Source organism: Candidatus Poriferisodalis sp., assembly GCF_965198245.1.
In the GTDB taxonomy this organism is placed as follows: Bacteria; Actinomycetota; Acidimicrobiia; order Acidimicrobiales; family Poriferisodalaceae; genus Poriferisodalis.
Genome location: NZ_OZ240249.1, coordinates 1,384,586 through 1,406,421 on the forward strand (window position 1 = coordinate 1,384,586; position 21,836 = coordinate 1,406,421).

Here is a 21,836-nt window from a genome sequence, read left to right on the forward strand (position 1 = left end):
ATGTGACACCGCGCCCTTACAATGAACGTATGTTCTCTCAGGTGCGGCAGGCGCTCGACTCGCTCGCATCAGCGCTCGATGGCGTCGATGGCGCGCCCACCGCCGAGCTGCGCGAGGCGCTGGGTCTGGCCAAGCCACTGCGCGCCAAGCTCGAGACGCTTGAGACCGCCGTGGCGTCTCAGATCGCGCGGCGCGAGCGCCACGGCGACGGCGGTGCCGGGGTGTTGCACCAGATCGCGGCAGTCCCGCGCTCAGAGGCAGCGCGCAATGTTCGCGCCGCCGCTGAGCTCGAGCGGGTGCCCGATGCCCGATCCGCACTGGCCGAGGGTGAGATGTGCATGGCCAACGCCGCCCGTCTGGCTCGGGCAGCGCGTGACACGAGCCCCGATGCGGTGCAAGACGACGCCGAGTTCGTGAATCTGGCCAAGACGCTGCCGCCCGACGAGTTCGCCCAAGCGTCCCAGCGCTGGACTGCGCAGCACCAGAACGCCGCAGACCTCGCCGAGCGACATCACCGCAACGGGCGCAACCGCAACGTGCGCTTTTGGAACGGCGACGACGGGACCGTGCAGATGCGCGGCGCGTTCGACGCAGAGATGGGCGCCCGCATCCAGGCCCGTATCCGCGACGAAGCCGAACGCCTCCGCCAAGCCGACCGCCGCCTGCTGCGCGACCGCACAGCCGCGAGCCCCGACGGCGCAGCACCCAACGGCGCAGCCCTGCACGGCACAGCGCCCAATGGTTCGGCACGCGACGGCGCTGTGCGCACCCGCGACCAACGCATGGCCGACGCGCTCGACCGCATCCTCTCCCACGCCGAACCCGCACCCGCCTCTGCCGGTACCGCAGCCGCCGGCACCCCGGATTCCGGCGGTGCTGGCTCCCAGAGCACCGGCCCGGCGGGGCACAGGTGCCCATCCACGCAGATCATCGTGCGAGCGGACCTCGGCGACCAGCTCGACGAGCATGGTGGCATCGGCGAGATCGTCGGCACCGGACCCGTCCCCGCCAGCGTGATCGACCGGCTCGCCTGCAACGCTGACATCTCCGTCGTGCTGTTCGGCAAGCAGTTCACGCCGCTCTACGAGGCCGTCGCTGCACGAGCGCCCACCGCAGCCCAGCGCCGCGCTCTGATCGCCCGAGACGGCGCCTGCATCGGCTGCGGCGCAGTGCCCGGCGAATGCGAAGCGCACCACATCATCCCCTGGAAACGCGGCGGCCCCACCAAGATCGACAACCTCGTGCTGGTCTGCTGGTCCTGCCACGACCGCATCCACGACCACAACTGGCAAGTTGTGATCCGCGACGACCGCTACCGGCTCGCGCCCCCCGAAGCAAAGTCGCCGCCCAACCCCGCACCGTCCAAGAAGCCGACCCAGCGTCGCAACCCCGCACCGGCGCCGAAACACGCCCAGTCCCGGGACGCCGCCCCGGCCTGCAAGCCCGATCTAGCTCGCGAACCCGCCCTGTTTCTCTAGAGCGTTCCGCTGCGGTACTGAAGGCCTGCCGATTGAGGGCTGCGAGAGCCTGAGGACGGGGGCTGGTCCGGCTCCCCGAGAGCGCACCGCAGAAGAAGGGCCACGGCGGCACGCCGAGCCGACCAACCGACGGGTGCTTGCTCAGCGCTGTTGGGAACCCGACCTCCGCGCTGGTTCATTAGTGTCCGAACACTGCGAACCGAGACTGGCGAGGCGGGAGCGGGGGAGAGCTCAATGGACGATGGATTCGATTTGGAGCTGCTGAGTTCGGGGTGGGGGCTGATCGAAGGTCCCCGAGTCGACGAGCACGACAACTTCTATTTCTCCGATGTGCCCAACGGCGGCGTGCGCCGGCGGCGACCCGACGGCGAAATCGAGATCGTGGTGCCCAAGCGTCGGGGCGTGGGTGGCATGGTGTTGCACGCCGACGGTGGCGTGGTGGTGAGCGGCCGCAATATCCAGCACGTCACCGATGCTGGCTCGGAGGTGCTGTTCGCCCCTGACGTTGCCGGTTTCAACGACATGCACACCGACGCGCTGGGCCGTGTCTATGTCGGATCGCTGCGCCGCAACCCCTTCGACGAGTCATCGGCGGACGAGCCGGGCGAGCTGTATCGCATCAACCTCGACGGCTCGGCAGAGGAGGTCTACGGCGACGTGCGGCTCACCAACGGCATCGGCTTCTCGCCTGATGGCACCCGGCTGTATCACTCCGACAGCATCCCGGGCCGGGTGTGGGTGTCGGATGTGGACGGCGACGCTGTGTCGAACAGGCGGGAGTTCGTGCGGGAGCGCCAGGTGCCTGACGGCTTGGCGGTGGATGTCGAGGGCGGCGTGTGGGTTGCGCTGGCCGAAGGCGGCCGGGTGCAGCGCTACACGCCCGACGGCGAGCCGGACGTCGCAGTGCCAGTTCCCGACCAGTTCGTCACCAGCGTCTGCTTCGGCGGCGCCGACATGCGCGATCTGTACGTCGTGACCGGCGGCGGCACATCCGACGGCGGCTGCATCTTCCGGACCCGCGCCACTGTGGCTGGCGTGCCGACCCCGCTGGCGCGGGTTCGACCGAAGCCATGAGCTCTCAGCACACCGGCTCGATTTCCTGCTCATCCCCCGTCAAGCACGGCGTGCGCGTGCCGACTGGTCCCGCGCTGCTGAGCAGGCCCATGAGCGTGGTCGGCGACTGTTCTCTGGTGAGGGAGGCGGCATGAGCAACGTCTTTCGCTGGTCATACGGTGCGCACGACGCACCTGCGCTGCTGTGCCTGCACGGCATCGGCTCGTGCGCCGATGCCTTCTTGGGTCAGCGGCCGCTGGCGGAGCGGTTGGGCATGCGGTTGGTGGCTTGGGACGCTCCCGGTTACCGCTTCTCGGCCGATCCCGATGACGCCCCCGGCATCGACGGCTGGGCCGATGCGGCTGCGTCGCTGATAGCCGCAGAGTCCGACGGGCCGGTTGCTGTGCTGGGCGTCTCGTGGGGCGGCGTCACCGCGACGCGCCTCGTTCTGCGGCATCCCGATCTGGTCTCCTCGCTCGTCTTGGCCGATTCGAGTGCCGGTGCCGGTACCAAGCCCGAACAGGCGGAAGCGATGCGGGCGCGAGCGGCAGACTTCGTCGACCTGGGACCCGAAGGCTTCGCTGCGGCACGTGCGCAGCGGCTCGTCAGCCCGGGAGCATCCTCGGAGCTTCGGTCTCATGTCGCCGACATGATGATCCCGTCGATCCGCATGCCCTGCTACCAGTGGGCATGCGACTCGATGGCGGAATCCAACCACTACCCGGATCTGGAGCGCATTGCCGCGCCCACGCTCGTGGTGGTGGGCGAGCACGACGAGGTCACCCCGCCGCGAGCCTCCCAGCGGCTCGCCGAAGGGATCCCCGGCGCTCGCTACGTGGAGATCGCCGATGCGGGCCACCTGGCCAACCAGGAACAGCCCGAGGCGTTCAACGACGCTATCGCCGAATTCCTTGAAGCCGCGACTGGTTGAACGCTTGGCGCAAGAGCGCCGATCGAAGCGGTTGATTGGCGCGAGTGATCGCAGGGGTGAATCAGCGAGGTGGCAGCCGGATGCCGCCGTCGACGCGGATCACCTCGCCGTTCATGTACGGGTTGGTGATGCACTCCATGACCATGAACGCCAGCTCTTCGCCATAGCCGAGTCGCTTGGGAAACAGCACGCTCTGTCCGAGGTGTGCCTTGAACTGGTCGGATTGCTCACCCTCGCCGTAGATCGGCGTGTCGATCAGGCCGGGAGCGATGGTGTTGACGCGAATGCCGGTGGCGGACAGGTCGCGGGCGATGGGCAGGGTCATGCCCACCACACCGCCCTTCGAGGCGGAGTACGCGGCTTGGCCAATCTGACCGTCGAACGCGGCGACCGAGGCCATGTTCACGACTGCGCCGCGGGATCCGTCGCCGTCGACGGGCTCGGTCTTGGCCATTGCCGAGGCAGCTTGGGCCAGCATGTTGAACGAGCCGATCAGGTTCACGTTGATGACGAAGCGGAATTGCTCGAGATCCATCGGCACGTTATTGCGGTCGATGGTGCGCCCGGCGCGGCCGAGCCCAGCCGAGTTGACGAGCGCTCGCAGTGGCCCCATCTCCGACGCCGCATCTACCGCTGCGCTTGCCTCGTCGACGCTGGTGACGTCACATCGCACGAACAGGCCGCCGACCGACGCCGCCACCTCGGCGCCGAGGTCTTCCTGCAGGTCGGCGATCACGACGTGCGCGCCGGCATCGGCCAGCTGGCGTGCACTGGCCTCGCCGATGCCCGACGCTCCGCCGGTGACGATGGCTGAAGCTCCGCTGAGGTCAAGACGTGGCATTTGGGCACTCTCCTGGAATGGTGGTATCGGTTGTGGCACGAATCGGTACGTCAGATCCGAGCCGAATTGAAGCTAGCGCCGGCTGCGAGACGCTGGCCCGCAACGCTGGTCACACCACGTCCGCGCCCCATTCACCGGCGCAGGCGAACCGGTAGCGTCGTCATCCGGCTTGTCCGAAGGGGCCACAGGTATGACGGAATCACGGGCGACGACGGCGCCCGGCGGGCAGGCCCAGCCCCCTGCCGACAGCGACGGTCAAATCAAGGCATCGTCGGGGCCCGGACCGAACGACCGCACCACGACATTCGCAGCGCTGCATGTTCCGGCGTTCCGGGCACTATGGCTGAGCGGGGTGTTTTCCTTCATGAGCATCCAGATGCAGTTCTTGCTGCGGGGGCTGCTGGCGTGGGATCTCACCGAGAGCGAAGGGGCTCTCGGCATCGTGTTCCTCTTCTTCGGGCTCACCTTGGCGGTGTCGACGCTGTTCGGAGGGGTGGCTGCTGATCGGCTCTCGAAGCGACGCCTCATGCTGGTCGGCCAGTTCATCCTCGTCCTCACGGCGCTCGGGATGGGCACGGCCCTCGCGACCGGTGTCATCCAGTTCTGGATGCTGCTCGTCTCCAGTGCCCTGCAGGGCCTGATGTTCGGCCTGATCGGTCCGGCTCGCATCTCGATGACAACCGAGCTTGTGGGCCGGGAGCGCCTGGGCAACGCGATCACGCTCTCGTCGCTGTCGCTGAGCGGGAGCCGCGTGATTGCCCCTTCGCTGGCGGGAATACTGGCGGGAATCGCGCTGTTCGGCCTTGCAGGCGCGTACTTCGTCTCGACCGCCATCGCGTCGCTCAGCTTCCTCTTGCTCTTGCAGCTCCCTGAGACGCATCGACCGCGGGCGGCCGAAGGCGACGAGTCACAGATCGCCCGCTATTCCCGCGCCAAACCATTGGCAGAGATCGGCGAGGGAGTCCGGTATGCGATGAGCCGCCGCGAGCTCCGCCGGCCGATACTGACATCGATTGTCGTGATCATGTTCGGCTTCAACTACGTCGCATTCATGCCAGCGCTTGTGGAAGGTGTCTTCGGCTATGGCGATGCATATGTCGGGTTCATCTCCGGGGTTGCGTCGGTCGGTGCCGTTATCGCTTCGATACTGCTTGCGTCGCGCGCTGACTCGTCGAGTGTCGGGACCATCTTGATCGGTCTGGGATTTGGCTTCGGCGCCTCGGTCATCGCCCTCAGCTGGGCACCTAGCTATGCAGTGGCAATGCTGATCGCGGTGGCCGTCGGCGCGGCATCTACCGGGTTCATCTCATTGATTCAGACAATCGTCATGCGTTCCACCGATGAGGCCTACCAGGGCCGCGTCCAATCGCTGGTGCAGCTGCCGTTCGCGGCATTCGCTATCGCAGCTGCGCCCTTAGGTGCGCTGGCCGAATGGGTCGGCGTGCAGCGCATGTTCTTGACCATGGGCATTGCCGTCACGCTTGCGATGGCGGTCTATGCGATGACCCATGTCGGCAATAGCCAGCGCTCGCAATCCGTGGACGTTGCATAGGCGTCGCGCGCCGAGCCGGCTGCGTCGTCAGTCGATCGCTTCGAGGATTGAGGTCTCCGACAGGCTTGACCGGATGTCGGTGTCAGCCACCGTGGGCACGTCGGGGCACCAGCGCGACATCGCTGCTTCCAGGGATGCCTTGACATCGCTGGCGATAGCAGCAGCATCGTGTTCGTCGCACTCGATGACGACGCTGTCGTGGACGGTCTGCACAGCGACGGCAGACCGATACTGCGCCAAGACCTCACCCAGCCGCCCAAAGGCGTCGAGCATGACGTCAGCCACGCCGCCTTGGATCGGCGCATTGCGGTAGGCGTTGGCCATCTGGCCGACCCGGGTGTGCAGCGCGCGCTGCAGCAGGAAACGCTGGTCGGCTTCGCCCATCGAAACGCCGACCTCATCGACCACAGCGCGCCGCACATGCCTCTGCTCGAGCACCTTGTCGACGGCCGGGCGCAGAGCCCCTCCCGACAAAGCTGTCGGGGGCGCGAGCTCGAATCGCTGCAGCACCCGGCGCCACACCTCATCGGGCCGAGGCTTGGTCGAGCAACCGACGACGGCTGCAGCTTCGCCCAGCACCCAGTCCACCGAGAACGTGAACTGCTGGCGGCGCCCAGCCGGCGTCCGGGAGCTGAACGACAGCGGCGAGCCATCGGACCGAACGACCACCGGTGCGGCGAACGACAGCGCCCATGCCACCTCCGCGACATCGATGTCACGCAGGTCAATCTCCCCGCCCTGTGCGAAGCGACCTGCGTCGATTGCAGCTGCCCGTTCCGCCGCGAGCACCGCCTCGTGAACCTCTTCTGCGCTGTGATGCCGACGCTGCTGTTTGCGCAGCGCCCGCCGAGCATCGTCGGTCCGGGGCCACAGCGCATGCAGTTGCAGCGTGAGCGGCCAATCGGCATCGAGCGAGGTCGCGGCGAAGTGCCCGATATAGCGGTCGCGCTCGTCCACCCACTGCGCGATGCCGGGGTAGGCGCCCAGATACGCCTCGATGAGCGCGCCGGCCTCGTCGCGGCTGGTCGGCACCCCGGCGTCGGTCAAGCCGCGTGACAGGCCCGCGCCGCGCTGCCCGTACAGAATGCCGAAGTTGATGCGCTTGGCCTTGGTGCGGAATTCCTCGTAACGAGGCCGGTCGAGGGCGCCGAGTCCCGCAGGACCGTCCATCTGCACGCCGAACATTCGCTCGGCGGTGGCGCTGTGAATGTCATGCCCTCTCTCGAACGCGGCCCTCAAGCCCTCGTCGCCGGCCAGCTGGGTAGCGAACCGCAGCTCGGCTTGGCTCAGATCGGAATAGACGAATACTCGTCCTGGCGGCGGCTTCATGTACGGCTTCAGGCGCGGAGTGAAGTTCTGAGCGTTGGGATTGCGGCTGGCCAGCCGACCCGTGTTGGTGCCCACCACCTGCAGGTACTCCGGATGGAGACGGCCGTCGGACCATAGGTGCTCTGCCATCGTGTGCCCATAGGTGCTCAGCGTCTTGGACAGGTCGCGGTACGCCAGCAGCGCGGTGCAGAGTTCGCCGCCGATGCCTGCCAGCACCGACGCGCCCAGCGAATCGGTAGGCGCCAGCGGACGGGCGTGGCGATCGGTCTTCGCGGTCCACGCCTCGACCCGGTCGGCAGCGAAGCGATTCAGCACGTCGCGGGCTTGCTGTTCGCTGTCGGGATTCCAGTTGGGCTCCACGCCTCCGCCGAACAAGTCGGCCTGCCCGCCGCCGGTCAGGTCCGCCAAGTGGGTGAGCACTTCGACTCGCCGAGCTGCCAGTCCGGCCAGCTCGGCCTCCCACCCTTGGACGTCAAACGGCAAGCCCGCCCGCTCCATGCGGTCGAGGAATGGGCGCGCTGCCAGCTCGAGCCGGCACACCTCTTCCAACCTCGTCTCGCGCAAACGGTCACGCAGTACTTCTGACACCCACAGGGTCAACACGGCGTCTGCCGCGGCGTAGGCCACCTGGTGATCGCTGAGGGGTGCGTCGGCGGAATAGGACAGCTGGGTGGTGGCCTTGCCTTCGACGCTCAGTCCCAGGTAGCGCTCGGCTGCCCATGCCAAGCCGTGGAAGAAGCCGAAGCCCGTCAATCCCTGATGCAGCAGAGCATCGGCGAGCTGCGCATCCCACCAGCGCAGTGATCCGACAGCTGCGCCGGCGGCCTCGGCTGGCTCCATGAGATGCGTGTCGATGACCCGATCGTCAAAGGTGGCATTCCAGGCGTCGGATGCCAGATCGGGCACCCGGAGACCGTCGTGGAGTGCCGTGGCCAGCTCAGGCCCGTCGTGCCTAGCTACATCGACCACCCAGGCGCACTCGGTGCCATCGGGAGCACGGGTCGCGGCAGAGATCACGCGTAGCTGGGGGACCTGTCCGCGCGACCCTGCTACGCGAGGCTGGTACACCGTCTCGGTGTCCACCGCGCGCGCTGCAGAACCACGGAGCGCATCGACGAACTCGCCCAACTTGTCTGGACCCACGACCGTGACCGGCACCGCGGCGGGATCCTTGGTTGGCGCCGGACGCGGATCGAGCCGTCGGATGTCGCTTTCGGCGACGGCGGCATCGGCTGGAAGGTCCACGAGGGCACCCTAGGACGGCCCTGTGACAGTCACCGAACAGCCATGGAGGCGTCCGATCCGCCCCTCGACTCGGGTCGATGCCGTGCCCGCTCTAGGGGTACTGCACCTCGATGAAGTCCTCCGGCGCGCCGTCGCCCGCAGTCGTCTCGGCCTCGATGAGCTCGTGCAGTCGCTTCGCCACCGGACCCACCGTGCCGTCGCCGATCGGGGCACCGTCCCACTCCACCACGGGGAACACATGGGTGTCGCCGCCGGACATGATGAGCTCGGCGCCGGCACGAGCTTCGTCCGCCCGCAACGGCCGCTGCTGCACGTCTCGCAGCAGCCCGTCCTCGCACAGGGCTCCCCGGGCCAGATCCAGCAGCCGCCGCATGGTGGTGCCGTGCAAGATTCCCTGAAATGGGGGAGTGACGAGCACGCCGTCGTGGCTCACGCTGCACACGTTCAGCACGCACGCTTCGGCGATGAAGCCATCGTCATCGACGATGATGCCGAACGTGCCTCCGCCGTCGGCAGCCTCAAGGTGGGTCAAAACGTTGAGCAGGTAGTTGTTCGACTTGATCTGGGCGAGCAACGGCGGCTTCATCGGCGTATCGCGCACCGTCGCCTCGCGGAAGCCGTCCCTCATCGGATCGAAACCGCCTGCGCCGAAGCTCATCGGGTCGAGCACGACGCAGTAGAAGCAGGGCTCCTCGCACTCTGCCGGCATGAACGAGAACCCGCCGGGTCCGGCCGTCAGCCAGTACCGGACGATGCCGTCCCGGGCGCTCGATGATGCAGCCGTGTCGGCGACCATCGCAATGAGCTCGTCGCGAGACCACGGGACCTCGAGGCGTGCCCCCGCTGCACTGGCCAGCAGCCGGTCGATGTGGATGCCGAGCCGGTACAGCCGACCGTTCACTAGCGAGCACGTGTCGAAGACACCGTGTCCGCGGTGGACCATGTGGTCATCGAGCGGCACCGTCATCACCATCGGATCGGTGACGACCCCACCGAGGTAGGAACTGAACATGGCGTAGCAACCGCGCTTGCCCTGGCGCTTGGCGGCCATCCGCTCGACGGCTTCGGTGGCACTCAAGATGCGCTGGGCCGGACGCGGGGTGGTGCTTGGCTCGCTCGACGTGGCGGTGTCGCCGTCCCCCGAGACCGTCCGCAGCGCCACGTGCCGATACTACGTGGGCTGGGTTGCTCGTCTCAGGAAGCCTCTGCCGCCTTCGCGGCCCCAACACCCCAGCCGGAGGGGAACGGCTGGCCATCGCCCCGCTTCTGCTCCGCTCGCGTAGCCTCGCAAGGCGATGGCGGTTCCGAATGGGCCCGATGTGCCCCCGACGTTCGGGCCGACGGCGCTGGCGACCCCGGCCAACCTCGTGACGGTCGCCCGTATAGCGGCCTCGCCAGTGTTCATCGCGATGATCGTGTCGTGGGGGGCACGGTGGAGCACCTTCGTCACCGGGTTCGCGATCGCCATGACCGACTATCTGGATGGATGGCTTGCCAGACGTCACGGCAAGACGCGCGCTGGCGCTTTCCTGGACCCGCTGGCGGACAAGGTGCTGGTGATCGGCGGGATGGCTGCGCTCGTATGGAACGGCCAATTCCACGCAGCACCCGTCATCATCATCGCCGTGCGGGAGCTGGCGATCAGCGCCTACCGGTCTCGAGCCGGTCGCCGGGGCATCACGGTTCCCGCCACGAAGCTCGCCAAGTGGAAGACATTCACGCAACTGTGGGCAATTGGCTTCGCCGTCATGCCACCCTTGGCAACTCATGTGCACTGGCTTGCCACGCTGACGCTGTGGATCGCCGTGGCGCTCACGGTCTGGACCGGCTGGGCCTACCTGCGCTCGGCCCGCAGCGTGGCCGCGGCACAGCTGGGCGACGAACCCGCACTCTGACACGGCGGCCTCGGCATCGTCGCCAGCGGTGCGCGCGGCGGCGGCACAGCTGGGCGACGAACCCGCACTCTGACACGAAAGGCGCTGCGCCCGGCAGCGCCGCCCGGCACCCAGCGGTCTCCTCTGCGTGCGTGCCTTCGCACTGTGGCGGTTGCCCCCTGCGCCTAGGGTCACCCGATGTGAAGACCGAGATCATCGCCGTAGGCACCGAGCTGCTGCTGGGTCAGATCGTCGACACGAACTCCTCGTGGATGGGTGAACAGCTCGCCCTCGCCGGTATCGACAGCCACTATCAGACGAAGGTGGGCGACAACTTCGACCGCATCGACGCATCGCTCCGGCTGGCGCTCGACCGCAGTGATGCCGTCATCGTGTGCGGCGGCCTCGGTCCTACCCAGGACGACATCACCCGCGAGGTGCTGACGTCGGTGATGGGGGCTGATCTGGTGCTCGATGAGGTCATCGCCGACCGCATCCGGGCCATGTTCGCCAGCCGCAGCCGGCCGATGCCTGAGAACAACCTGCGACAGGCGATGGTGCCGACCGGTGCCACGCCGATCCCGCAGCAGCCCGGCACCGCCCCCGGCTTGATGGCGCCGATCCGCTGGGTGCGGGGCGTGGGCGCGGTGCCGCATGGCGCCGAGCCGCCGGACGGAGCCGAGGTGTTCGATCGGGTCGTGTACGTGGTGCCCGGCGTGCCTTACGAGATGCGCGAGATGCTCAACGGCACGGTGCTGGGCGACCTGCAGCGGCGTGCGGGCGTGAGCGCGACCATCGAGAGTCGTGTCCTGCGGACGTGGGGCCAGAGCGAATCCGGACTTGCCGAGATGCTGGCTGGCCGGATCGACGAGTTGGACGAGACCGGCAACCCGACGCTTGCCTTCTTGGCCAGCGGCATTGAGGGCATCAAGGTCCGCATCACCGCCAAGGGGGCCGACTCGGCCGAGGCGTGGCGCCTGATCGACGCCGAACAGGCGGTGCTGGAACCGTTGCTCGGCGACTTGGTGTTCGCCTACGACGACGACACGATGGAGACAGCGGTGCTGGCTGAGTTGGGTCGGTTCGGGTTGACGCTCGGCGTCGCGGAGACGATCACCGGCGGCCGAATGGCGAACCGCCTGTCATCGGCCGAGGCCGCTCTGCGAGCGGGAACCGCCCCCGGCGGAGCGAAGCTGGGCGACCCTGGCCTGGCGTCGGCGGGCGACGACGCGAGGGTGTCGTCGGACCCGACGGCCCCGCGTACATTTGCAGGCGGCATTGTGGCCCGGTCGGAGCATCTGGCCGAGTACCTGCTGCATGCCGGCTCGTCGGAGGTATCACCGATGGGTGATGACCTTGTGCCGCCCCTTGCGTCGGTCGCTGGCGCTGAAGCACTCGCGCGGGCCGCTCGCCTGCGCAGCGGCGCCAGCGTCGGACTGGCGGTCACGGCAGTGGAGGACCGTGCGTCGGCGACTCCTGAGCATCCGTATGGCACGGCGTTCCTTGCCGTGTCGATATCGGCGCAGCCGGCGCACGGCGACACACCAGCAGTGGCGCACCGGGACAAGGCCGACGAGATCCGCCTCCCCGGCGATCGCGAGCGCCTCGCCGACTACAGCGCCATCTCTGCGCTCAACCTGCTGCGCCTGATCCTCCAAGACCGCCATTAGCAAATATGTTGCATTTTCTGTGAAATTATCGTAGAAATATATCTGTGACTGAGACAACGGGCCTGTCAACGGCCTCTAGTGCTCTCTTGTCGTTCACGGCAGAGAACGTCTATTGCTTTCGAGATGAAGTGCATCTGTCCCTGCTTGGGACGCGTCTCGCCGATCCCGATGTAGTCCGGCTCATGTCCATCGCGGGCCGTGCCAAGCCAGAGCGGGTGCTGCCGGCCGCAGCCATCTTCGGCGCGAATGCCTCCGGGAAATCGGCGATTCTGAAGGCACTGGGCGACATGCACGGGCTGGTCGCTGGATCGTTCAGCCAACGAGCATCTGGCGATCCGCTTCCCCGACAGCGCTTCCTGCTCGACGGTGCCGCAGCCGACAAGCCGTCTCGATTCGAAGTGGAGTTGATTCTGGGCGGCGTTCTCTTCGGGTATGGCTTTGAGATGGACGATGCGCGTGTCAGAGCCGAGTCTGCTTGGTATGCCCCGCGCGGGCGCAGGGCTCTGCTGTTCGAGCGGGTGAGCGGAAAGAAGACCAAGTTTCGATCGCCGCTTCACGACGAAGGCGAGCTGCTGGAGCGCTACGACCGGGAGAATGCGCTGCTGCTGTCGGTTGCGGGGGCCGGTCCTGACAACCCGCTGCGCCGCCTGCACCGTTGGTTTGTCAACAACATCTGGCACTCGGCTTGGGAAGGCTGGACGTACGGTTCGGCGAAGTCGGCGAACGAACTCAGTGCGCGCGAGTCGAAGGAACGGTTGTTGAATGTGCTGCGATTTGCTGACCTCGGCATCGTTGATCTCAGGCTGGTGCCACCGGACCCGCAACAGGTTGAGCAGCGCAAGAAGATCCTGCGTGCGATGCGCTCCGCTGGCCTCGCGGTGCGAGAAGAGAAAGACATCGCCGACGAGGACACTTTGGTCTTGACCCATGAGGGCGCTGACGGGGATGTGGAGTTGGATCGGTCCGCGGAATCCCAGGGGACGCAGACCTGGCTGGGACTGATCGGGCCGCTGTTGACATCGCTCGACGATGGCCGGTTGCTCGTCGTGGACGAACTCGATACCAGCTTGCATCCCCACCTCGTGAGCCGGCTCGTGGAGCTGTTCCAGAGTCCGCGGTACAACCCCAACGGAGCGCAACTGATCTTCAACACCAACGACACAAGCATGCTCGGCGACAGCGGCGAAGCGATGTTGAGTCGTGATCAGGTGTGGTTCACCGAGAAGGCCCCCGACGGCGCCTCGTCGCTGTACTCGTTGGCACACTTCACACCGGCGCCGCGACGTGACGAAGCGATCGAGCGCCGTTATCTGTTAGGCCGCTACGGAGCGATCCCATCGCCGAATCCCGCAGACTTGGCGGGAGCACTTCCGGCGGAAGCAGCTGACCTCGTCGATGAGTTCACCGACGCATGAGTTCCGGGCGCAACCGAGCACGACATGTGGCACCTCGGCGCAAGACACAGCGGATAATCCGAGTCCACAGCGAGGGCGATAAGACGGAGCCGAAATACCTTGGTCGCTGGGGAAAAATCCGCGGTTCAGGTCTCACCATTAGCTGGGGCGTCACGGGCGCAGCACCGATGACCCTCGTGGAGAAAGCGCGCAACGACATTCGTGCCATGAAGCAGGTGCGTCGCCGCAACGAAGTGCCTTTCGACGAGGTCTGGTGCGTGTTCGACCGCGACGCCCACGCCAACGTTTCGCAAGCGCTCAACGAAGCCCGTCAAAGCGGCATTCATGTCGCGTTTTCGGATCCGTGCTTTGAGCTATGGCTCGTATTACATGCCCAGGAACACACGGCTCCACTCGATCGAATAACTGCAAATCGGCTCGCCAGAGAGCTGGGCCTAATTGACAGGAAGAACAAGAAGGATGTGCCGGCGGCCGCGTGGCAAGTTCTCGAACCCGGTTATGCCGACGCCAAGGCACGGGCTCAAACGCTTGCGAAGAGGCATGAAACGGCGGGATCGTCGCCGCGTTCCAATCCCAGCAGCGATGTATGGCGGCTCGTGGACGTTCTGAGCACTTGAGTCGCGGGATGCCAGGCTGATTCGGCACGCTGCATAGCCGCATGGACCGCTTCGACGAGCTAGCCGCCGAACTCGGTTACACCAAGGCAGCCTTTCACCGCCTGGTTCATGGCGCGGGTATCGAACCCAAGAATGTGCAAAGCACGTTCTCGCGCGGCCCGAACGCTGGCTTTCAGACCGAGCCTCGCGGGACAACCCATTCGGTCGCCTGGCCGGTGATGTCGGCGATCCGGTCGTAGTCGGCGTCGTAATGAACGACTGACAGGCCGTTGACTTCGGCGACCGCCGCTATCAGCAGATCAGGCAGCGGAAGCCGGTGCTGACTGCGCTGAGCGAGGAGGTGTTGCACCTCAAGTGCTCGATCGGTGACCGATTCGGTGATGGGAAACGATGACAGGGTGCCTCGCTCGGCACGGATCTCCTCGTAGTCCGTACGGGACCGCGCGCTATAGAGCACCTCTAGGTCGATGATCGGACACGTCGCCACGTACCCGTCGACCAAGAGCGGAGTGAGCCGGGCCGCGACTGCGGCGTGATGCATGCGCGCGTACGCGCTCTTGTCCGCAAGATAGAGAGGTCTCAACGCCAGGCACCGGACATGACCTCATCATCGGCGATGTCAGTTCCGTGACGGCCAGCAATTCGGTGCGCGTGCTTCATTCGCAATTCGGCGTCGACTGTGTGCTTCAGCGCTGCATTGACGGTGTCCTTCATGGTCAGTGCGCCGGTGATGCGGCGCGCCTGCTCCAGCAGCTCATCGTCGATGTCGACCAGACGCTTGGTCATGAGCCCGAGTATATCCAAGTCGTGTTGCTGATATATCTCGACTGTCTTGAATCGTTATCCTGCGCGCCTGACCGGCACGGTGGCAGTCTGTTCCGATGCGATTCGGATTCTGGACCAAGAACGACCAACAGACGTCAGCGATCATCGAATGCTGCGCGCACGCTGAGGCCACCGGCTGGGATGGTCTGTGGTTCGCAGATCACTTCATGCCCAACGAGGAAAACGTCGACCAGCCTGTTCACGAGGCGTGGTCGGTGCTGGCGGCGCTGGCGGTGGCAGTGCCGCGGGTGCGCCTGGGTCCGCTCGTGGCGGGCAACACCTACCGCAACCCGGTGCTGACCGCCAAGATCGCCACCACCATCGACCATCTGTCTGGCGGCCGGGTGGTGCTGGGCATTGGCGCGGGTTGGCAGGAGAACGAGCACGAGGCGTACGGCTTCGAGTTCGGCACGCTGCGCAGTCGCATGGACCGTTTCGACGAGGCGGTCGAGATCATCAGCTCGCTGCTCGGCAACCACCGCACCAGCCTCGACGGCGAGCACTACACGGTGACCGAGGCGCCGCTGGACCCCAAGCCGATTCAGTCGCCGATACCACTGCTCATCGGCGGCGGCGGCCGGCGTCGCACGCTGCGCACGACGGCCCGCTGGGCCACCGAGTGGAACTGCTGGGGCATGCCCGACGACATCTCCGAGCTGTGCAGCGTGCTTGATGGGCACTGCGAGGCGATTGGTCGCGATCCCAGCGAGATCAGCCGCTCGGCGTGCGCGCTGCTGTTTATCGGTGAGGACTCGGCCAAGCTGAAGAGTTCCCGTGCCATGGACCTCGGCCGAGCCGCCATCGTGGGAACGCCCGACGAGGTCAGCGAGGTGGTCGAGCAGTACCGCCAGGTCGGCGTCGACGAATTGATCATTCCCGACTTCACCTTCGGGCCCATGGAAGCCAAGAAGCACTCCATGGACCTGTTCATCAATGAGGTGGCGCCCAACTTCCGCTAACCGCATCGGCGAAGCGGCGACCGAGAGCGTCACCACGGCAGGCAACTAGAGGGGAACACAGTGAAGATCGGTCTGTTCCAGATCAATATGGGTGCGCTGGGCGACGCGGCTGGCCCAGAGGGAGCTGGGCGTGTCGCAGTGGCCGCTGAGGCCGCGGGCTTCGAGTCCGTGTGGACGGGCGAGCATGTGGTGCTGCCCGACCCGCAGGCGCCGCCGTCGCCGCTGCCGCCGTTGCACCCGATGCTGGATCCTGCGGTGGCGCTCGCCTATGTCTCTGCGGTCACCAGCGAGATCAAGCTCGGCACGGGCATCATCATCGTGCCCCAGCGCAATCCGTTGGTTCTGGCCAAGGAATTGGCCAGCGTGGATGTGCTGTCGGGAGGCCGACTGCTGTTCGGCGTCGGTGTCGGCTATCTCGGGCCGGAGTTCGATGCGCTGGGCATCCCGATGGCCGACCGGGCCCGCCGGACCGAGGAGTACATCGAGGCGATGCGTGCCATCTGGTCGATGGATGCGCCCGCCTATCACGGCGAGTTCGTGAGCTTCTCGAATGTGCAGGCCCGCCCCCGGCCGGTCCAGCAACCGGGTCCGCCGGTCGTCATGGGCGGCCACACCCCGCCTGCGTACCGCCGCGCCGTCACGATGAGCGAGGGCTGGTACGGATTCGCGCTCGACTACGACGGCACACAGCGCTGCATCGAAGGACTGTCCGAAGCTGGCGCCCGCCATGACCGTCCCGCCGAGCTCGGGCGGCTCGAGATCACTGTCACGCCCCGCATGCGGCCGACGCCTGAGATGGTCGAGCGCTTCGCCGAGATGGGAGTCGACCGGCTGGTGCTGCTGCCCAACGGCCAGACCGTCGACGAGATCGCCGCATTCGTCGACCACATCGGCGCCACGCTGCTTTCCTGAGTCCGCCAGGGACACCACGACCTTGACGGCCCATCCCGAGGCTTGCGTTACGTTCGACGTCAGGCGAGACTGGGGAGGCCGAGGGCAGTAGCCCGAGGAAGTAGGCCCGGCTCCTCTCCGGACGGTGAGCGGCCGGGCCTTGCGCATTTGCGGCTGAGCGACGGCCGGCGGGCCCCACCAGGTTTCCAGCCGATTGTCGCTGGTGCGTTGCGCTAGTGGCGTGAGCGAGCAGCCGGGCGGCGGATGGGCGGTCCGGAGGAGACCACGCCGTCAGCTTCGAGTTTGTCGATCGCGGCGGCGTCAAGCCCCGCCAGCTCCGCCAGCACTTCGCGGTTGTGCTGCCCGCGGTCGCCTGCGACGGCTCCGGGCGGGGCACCTGCGTCCGCTCCGGCAAAGCGCCACGGCGACTGCGGCACAGTGAGCGGCACCGCCGCTTCGCCTGCGACAACGTCTACGAAGGCGCCTCGTTCCTGAGCCCAGTCTGTGGCGGCCAGTTCGGGCACCGTGCGGACCTCGGCGGCCATGACAGGCTTCACGCCGATCGCGGCTTCCACCGCTTCGGCGCTGTCGAATTGGCTCACCCACTCGCCGAAGATGGCTTCCAGCTCGTCTCGGTGATGCACCCGGTCCTCGATGCGGGCGAACCGGGGGTCCACGCGCAGGTCGGGACGATCCATCGCTGCGGTGATCACCTTCATGCCGAAATTGGCGGTCAGGTCCAGCGTCACAGTGACGTGACGGCCGTTCGACAGCGGGTAGACCGCGGCCCAGTTCTGCCCGCCCTTGAAGCCGATCTGCGGGTCCTGGCCGGTCAAGTCCGTGGCAGCCAGGTCATTGCACATCAGCGTGCTTTCCGCCATCGACACCTCGACGGTCTGCCCGCGCCCGGTGCGGTGCCGCATGTGCAGCGCGGCCAGCACTGCGCCGAGCGCATGAAGCCCGCTGTAGGTGTCGGCGTGGGACATCGGATCGTTGCGGTAGGGCTCGCCACCACGTCGACGCGACACCATCTCGGTCACGCCGGCCTCGGCATGCAGCACCGATGCAAACGCGCCGCGGTCGCTGCGGCTGTTGCCATGTCCCCAGCCCGACACCGATGCCACGATGATGCCTGGATTGATCTCGGCGAGCGCGTCGTACCCCAAGCCCAGCTTGTCGAGGACACCGGGGCGGTAGTTCTCGAGCACGATGTCCGCCTTGGGGACCATGGCCATCAACACGTCGCGGCCAGCGGCAGTCGTGAGGTCGAGCGACACGCATTCCTTGCCGGCGTTGAAGTGTGCGAAGTAGGCCGAATGGCCATCCACATGGGGAACGATGAAGCGGGTCAGGTCCCCATCGGGCGGTTCGATCTTCACCACCCGGGCACCGAGATCAGCCAGCAGCCGTCCGGTGATCGGCCCGGCCACCGCGCGAGTCAGGTCGAGCACGAGTACGTCTTCGAGCGGCCGTTCCACGGTGCTTGACGATAGAGCCGAACGGTGTCGGCTGCCCGGTTTCAGCTCCGGCGGTCGCTGCTTGCTGGCACGGGCATCCAGACGCTGGGAGGTGACAGTTGCACGGGAGAGCGCGGTGCTCGCGTTGAGGTGGTCGGCTCCAACGGCACCGGGTCGGGCGTCAGCCCCCAGATGACCAGCACGCCCGCGAGCGCGACACCCCCCGCGAGCGCGATCGGCAGCAGCGTTCCGCCCGAACTCTCCAGCAGGGTAAACATGGCGATCGGACCGATCATGCTCCCGATCCCGTAACAGAAGAACAGTCGCCCGAGCACTGATCCGATGCCGGCCACACCGAAGAGGTGGGGCGTCACATCGCCCTGCAGCGCAACGAATCCGCCGTAGCCGACGCCCAGGATGACGGCGAAGACCACGATCTGCGCGTAGCGATCCGATGCGAAGAACCAGATCACAAACGCGACCGGCAGCATCGCGAACGAGATCTTCAGCAGACGGATCGAACCCAGAGCGCGGGCGAAGCTGGTCAGCAGCAGGCGTCCGAAGATGCTCGCGGCGCCGACGACCGAGAGCAGCCATGCGGCTGCGCCGGCGCCGATGCCGACGGAGCTTGCGAAGGGGATGATTGCGGCCAGCGAGCCGATGACCGGTACGGCGAACAGGGTGGAGCCGATCGTGAGCTGCCAGAACGCCTTGGTGCGCACGACCCGGCGCACATGCTCCCGCGGATGCGCGGTGGCCACGATCGGGGTGCGCCGCACCAGCACGAGGCACACCAGCACCGTGATCGCTCCGATGACCGCAAGCCACCGGAACGCCTCCCGCCAGCCCAGGTTCTCGATCATCCGCTGGGCGAGCGGTACCAGCACCATCGTTCCCAAGCCGGGCCCGGTCGCCACCAGACCCTGAGAAACCGCCCGGTGCCGCAGGAACCACGACGCTGCCGTGGCGAACAGCGGTGAGACGAACAGGCCCGCCCCGAAGCCGCAGCCGACGCCGTACACGACGTAGCCGTGCCAGAGCTCGGAAACCGACGAGGTGGCAACCAAGCCGACGACGAACAGCGCGCCGCCCACGGCCAGCAGCGGCCTCGGCCCGAGGTGATGCAACAGCGGACCGGAGATGATCCCGGTGCTGAAGAACAGCAGGGTTGCGATCCCGATCATGACCGAGGTGCCGCCCTGGCCGGCCCCGAATTCGGTCGCCATCGACTCGATGAACGCACCGAATGTGTAGATGGTGCCGAAGGCCATGCCGCAGGACAGGCCCGCTCCGATCGCCACCAGCCAGGCGCGCCACGAGTCGATGAGTTCGGTGTTGCCCGCGAGCGGGGGATGGGCGAGTGCCACTGGCGTGAACTTCAGCTGTCCGTGCTGATCTCGGTGACGAGGTCTGCCACCCGCATCTCGCCCTCGCGGGTCTGCCCGCCCAGCTCCAAGAACTGTTCCATGGCGGGCCGGGCCTCGGGAGTGCGCATGAGCTGCTGGAACAGGTACTGCTCGGTGAACAATCCCTCTCGCAGCGGCAGATCGTCAGCGGCGTTGACCGCCTGCTTGGCCAGCGCAACTGCTTGGGGCGGGAACTTCGCAATGCGATAGGCCAGATCGGTCACGAAGGGCCGCAGCTCGTCGGCGGGAAGCGCCCGGTTCAGGTAGCCCCACTGCTCGGCGGTACGTGCGTCGAGGTCGACACCGCCCAGGATCACTTCCATGGCGCGCCCGCGTCCCACGAGCCGGGGGAGACGCTGTGTGCCGGTCCCGCCGGGCAGGATGCCGATGGGCACCTCCATCTGGTTGATGAAGGTGCGATCGATGGCGCCGAAGCGCATGTCGCACGACATGGACAGCTCGCTGCCGCCGCCGCCGACCCGTCCTCCGATCTCGACGATGGTGGCCTTGCCCATCGTGCGGTAGCGCTCGCACATGGCGTGGAAGCCCCCGAGTTCGGTCGGGCGCTCAGCCGGTCCCTCGGTGGGGAAGCCGAGAATTGCCTCTACGTCGAAGTGCGCGATGAAGAAGTCCGGATTGTCGCTGCGCAGCACGACCACTCGCACGGAGTCGTCGTCGGCAACGTGCGCGCTGAACTTGGCCAGCTCGCGGAACAGCGCCAGCGTCATCACGTTGATCGGCGGGGCGTCAATGGTTGCGAACACCACGCCGGCATCGCGTTCGATGTGCAGCAGCACGAAGTCGTCATCGTTCATCTGGGATGGGGAGCTCATGGGGCGCAGCGTGCCACACGGGTGCGACACGATGACGTGCCGGCCGCCCGCGCACACACGAGGCGTGACCGAGTGCCCCAATCTCGGCTGTCCTGCCTTGACACGAACTGATGTTCGGAACTACATTGCTGTCATTCGTAGTGGCTGCTGTAACAGCGCAGAGTGCTTGAGCAGGGGCCGTCAGTGCAGCGACGTGCGGCGCACCGAGCGTGACCGCTGTCCAAGGGAGATCAACCGGCAGAAAATCACCCGTGAGTTGTCACACCCCGCTCCTACGGTGCCACCACACGGCATCGCACACCGGGTGCGGCCGGCGGGTGTCCGAGGAGGACGACATGGATAAGCAGAACACAGATCGGGAACGAGCACTGGATATGACGCTCACACAGATCCGACGCCAGTTCGGCGACGGGTCGGTGATGAAGATGGGCGAGAAACATCACATGGCTGTCGAGGCAATCTCGTCCGGCAGTCTCGCGATCGACCTGGCGCTCGGCATCGGCGGCTTTCCCCGCGGCCGGGTGGTGGAGGTGTACGGCCCGGAGGCATCGGGCAAGTCCACGCTCGCCATGCACCTGGTGGCCGAGGCCCAGCGAACCGGTGGCGTCTGCGCCTATGTCGACGCCGAGCACGCAATGGATCCGCTGTACGCGAAGAACATCGGCGTCGATGTGGACGAGCTGCTGATCTCCCAGCCCGACACCGGCGAGCAGGCGCTCGAGATCACCGACATGCTGATTCGCTCGGGAGCGATTGACGTGGTGGTGATCGACTCGGTGGCAGCGCTCACGCCGCGGGCCGAGATCGAAGGCGAGATGGGCGACCACCATGTCGGCTTGCAGGCGCGTCTCATGTCGCAGGCGCTGCGCAAGCTCACCGCCAACCTCAACAAGACCAAGACGATCTGCGTGTTCATCAACCAGCTGCGCGAGAAGATCGGCGTGATGTTCGGCAGCCCCGAGACCACGTCGGGTGGTCGGGCGCTGAAGTTCTACTCAACGGTGCGCATCGACATCCGCCGCATCGAGGCCATCAAGATCGAAGGCGAAGTCGTGGGCGGACGCACACGCGTCAAGATCGTCAAGAACAAGGTGGCGCCGCCGTTCCGCCAGGCCGAGTTCGACATCATGTACGGGCATGGCATCAGCCGCGAGGGTTCGCTGCTCGATGTGGGCGTCGAGCACGGCATCGTGAAGAAGTCCGGTGCTTGGTACACCTACGAGGGCGAGCAACTGGGCCAAGGTCGCGAGAACGCAAAGAAGTTCCTGATCGCGAACCCAGAGGTCACCGTCGAGATCGACGGCCGGATCCGGCATGCGCTGGGTCTCGGCGTCGACGGTGACCCTGCCGACAGCGATGCCGACGTGCTCGACCGCCTGGACGATGCGCAGGCGACACGGACTGAGGGTGCCAGCGTCGACTGAGCCAATCGGCCAACGCAGCGCGCCGGCCGTCCTGGC

At 66.6% G+C, this 21,836-nt stretch carries 19 protein-coding genes; 11 read left to right on the plus strand and 8 right to left on the minus strand.

Annotated elements, in window-relative coordinates; translation table 11 throughout:
* Positions 1-29: 29 nt before the first annotated feature.
* The 3 genes from ACOCMM_RS06395 to ACOCMM_RS06405 all read left to right on the plus strand — a co-directional run bounded on the left by ACOCMM_RS06395 (position 30) and on the right by ACOCMM_RS06405 (position 3,462).
* Positions 30-1,478: an HNH endonuclease gene (locus ACOCMM_RS06395; RefSeq protein ID WP_419552353.1), complete on the plus strand. Its 1,449-nt coding sequence runs from the start codon at positions 30-32 to the stop codon at positions 1,476-1,478.
* 234 nt (positions 1,479-1,712) lie between these two features.
* Complete coding sequence (locus tag ACOCMM_RS06400) at positions 1,713-2,552, plus strand: SMP-30/gluconolactonase/LRE family protein (RefSeq protein ID WP_419552354.1); 840 nt, start codon at positions 1,713-1,715, stop codon at positions 2,550-2,552.
* Positions 2,553-2,682: 130 nt separating this feature from the next.
* On the plus strand, positions 2,683-3,462 hold the full coding sequence (locus ACOCMM_RS06405; RefSeq protein WP_419552355.1) for an alpha/beta fold hydrolase: 780 nt from the start codon (positions 2,683-2,685) through the stop codon (positions 3,460-3,462).
* A 61-nt stretch (positions 3,463-3,523) separates the two neighbouring features.
* On the opposite strand, the gene ACOCMM_RS06410 is transcribed toward ACOCMM_RS06405, so the two are convergent.
* The gene (locus ACOCMM_RS06410; protein WP_419552356.1) at positions 3,524-4,303 is read right to left on the minus strand and encodes an SDR family NAD(P)-dependent oxidoreductase; all 780 of its coding nucleotides are present in this window, start codon (positions 4,301-4,303) and stop codon (positions 3,524-3,526) included.
* 190 nt (positions 4,304-4,493) lie between these two features.
* On the opposite strand from ACOCMM_RS06410, the gene ACOCMM_RS06415 reads away from it, so the two are divergent.
* A complete protein-coding gene (locus ACOCMM_RS06415) occupies positions 4,494-5,855 on the plus strand; it encodes an MFS transporter (protein WP_419552357.1) in 1,362 nt (453 codons plus the stop codon).
* Positions 5,856-5,882: 27 nt separating this feature from the next.
* On the opposite strand, the gene ACOCMM_RS06420 is transcribed toward ACOCMM_RS06415, so the two are convergent.
* Positions 5,883-8,429, minus strand: a complete 2,547-nt coding sequence (locus tag ACOCMM_RS06420) for a DNA polymerase (protein ID WP_419552358.1) — start codon at positions 8,427-8,429, stop codon at positions 5,883-5,885.
* 91 nt (positions 8,430-8,520) lie between these two features.
* On the minus strand, positions 8,521-9,591 hold the full coding sequence (locus ACOCMM_RS06425) for an aminotransferase class IV (RefSeq protein WP_419552359.1): 1,071 nt from the start codon (positions 9,589-9,591) through the stop codon (positions 8,521-8,523).
* A 133-nt stretch (positions 9,592-9,724) separates the two neighbouring features.
* On the opposite strand from ACOCMM_RS06425, the gene pgsA reads away from it, so the two are divergent.
* The 4 genes from pgsA (at position 9,725) to ACOCMM_RS06445 (ending at position 14,005) form a co-directional block, all read left to right on the plus strand.
* Positions 9,725-10,324, plus strand: a complete 600-nt coding sequence (pgsA, locus tag ACOCMM_RS06430; RefSeq protein WP_419552360.1) for a CDP-diacylglycerol--glycerol-3-phosphate 3-phosphatidyltransferase — start codon at positions 9,725-9,727, stop codon at positions 10,322-10,324.
* Positions 10,325-10,503: 179 nt separating this feature from the next.
* Entirely contained in the window at positions 10,504-11,973 is a 1,470-nt protein-coding gene (locus ACOCMM_RS06435; protein ID WP_419552361.1) for a molybdopterin-binding protein, read from the plus strand.
* An 86-nt stretch (positions 11,974-12,059) separates the two neighbouring features.
* On the plus strand, positions 12,060-13,388 hold the full coding sequence (locus ACOCMM_RS06440) for an AAA family ATPase (RefSeq protein WP_419552362.1): 1,329 nt from the start codon (positions 12,060-12,062) through the stop codon (positions 13,386-13,388).
* On the plus strand, positions 13,385-14,005 hold the full coding sequence (locus ACOCMM_RS06445) for an RloB family protein (protein ID WP_419552363.1): 621 nt from the start codon (positions 13,385-13,387) through the stop codon (positions 14,003-14,005). Before ACOCMM_RS06440 ends, ACOCMM_RS06445 begins: the two co-directional genes overlap by 4 nt.
* Positions 14,006-14,177: 172 nt before the next feature.
* On the opposite strand, the gene ACOCMM_RS06450 is transcribed toward ACOCMM_RS06445, so the two are convergent.
* The gene (locus tag ACOCMM_RS06450; RefSeq protein WP_419552364.1) at positions 14,178-14,588 is read right to left on the minus strand and encodes a PIN domain nuclease; all 411 of its coding nucleotides are present in this window, start codon (positions 14,586-14,588) and stop codon (positions 14,178-14,180) included.
* Positions 14,585-14,791: a type II toxin-antitoxin system VapB family antitoxin gene (locus ACOCMM_RS06455; RefSeq protein WP_419552365.1), complete on the minus strand. Its 207-nt coding sequence runs from the start codon at positions 14,789-14,791 to the stop codon at positions 14,585-14,587. The genes ACOCMM_RS06450 and ACOCMM_RS06455 overlap by 4 nt, the downstream gene beginning before the upstream one ends.
* 95 nt (positions 14,792-14,886) lie before the next feature.
* Between ACOCMM_RS06455 and ACOCMM_RS06460 the strand changes: the two genes are divergently transcribed.
* Both ACOCMM_RS06460 and ACOCMM_RS06465 read left to right on the plus strand, forming a co-directional pair.
* Positions 14,887-15,789, plus strand: a complete 903-nt coding sequence (locus ACOCMM_RS06460) for a TIGR03560 family F420-dependent LLM class oxidoreductase (protein ID WP_419552366.1) — start codon at positions 14,887-14,889, stop codon at positions 15,787-15,789.
* 60 nt (positions 15,790-15,849) lie between these two features.
* The gene (locus ACOCMM_RS06465; RefSeq protein ID WP_419552367.1) at positions 15,850-16,701 is read left to right on the plus strand and encodes a TIGR03619 family F420-dependent LLM class oxidoreductase; all 852 of its coding nucleotides are present in this window, start codon (positions 15,850-15,852) and stop codon (positions 16,699-16,701) included.
* Between the two features lie 212 nt (positions 16,702-16,913).
* Here the strand turns inward: ACOCMM_RS06465 and ACOCMM_RS06470 are convergent, their stop codons facing one another.
* The 3 genes from ACOCMM_RS06470 to ACOCMM_RS06480 are packed head-to-tail and all read right to left on the minus strand — an operon-like array spanning position 16,914 to position 20,376.
* A complete protein-coding gene (locus ACOCMM_RS06470; protein ID WP_419552368.1) occupies positions 16,914-18,158 on the minus strand; it encodes a CaiB/BaiF CoA transferase family protein in 1,245 nt (414 codons plus the stop codon).
* Between the two features lie 41 nt (positions 18,159-18,199).
* The gene (locus ACOCMM_RS06475) at positions 18,200-19,504 is read right to left on the minus strand and encodes an MFS transporter (protein ID WP_419552369.1); all 1,305 of its coding nucleotides are present in this window, start codon (positions 19,502-19,504) and stop codon (positions 18,200-18,202) included.
* Positions 19,505-19,515: 11 nt separating this feature from the next.
* Positions 19,516-20,376 (minus strand): enoyl-CoA hydratase/isomerase family protein, encoded by an 861-nt coding sequence (locus tag ACOCMM_RS06480; protein ID WP_419552370.1) that lies wholly within the window; start codon positions 20,374-20,376, stop codon positions 19,516-19,518.
* A gap of 335 nt (positions 20,377-20,711) precedes the next feature.
* Between ACOCMM_RS06480 and recA the strand changes: the two genes are divergently transcribed.
* Complete coding sequence (recA, locus tag ACOCMM_RS06485; RefSeq protein WP_419552371.1) at positions 20,712-21,800, plus strand: recombinase RecA; 1,089 nt, start codon at positions 20,712-20,714, stop codon at positions 21,798-21,800.
* The last annotated feature ends 36 nt before the right edge of the window (positions 21,801-21,836 follow it).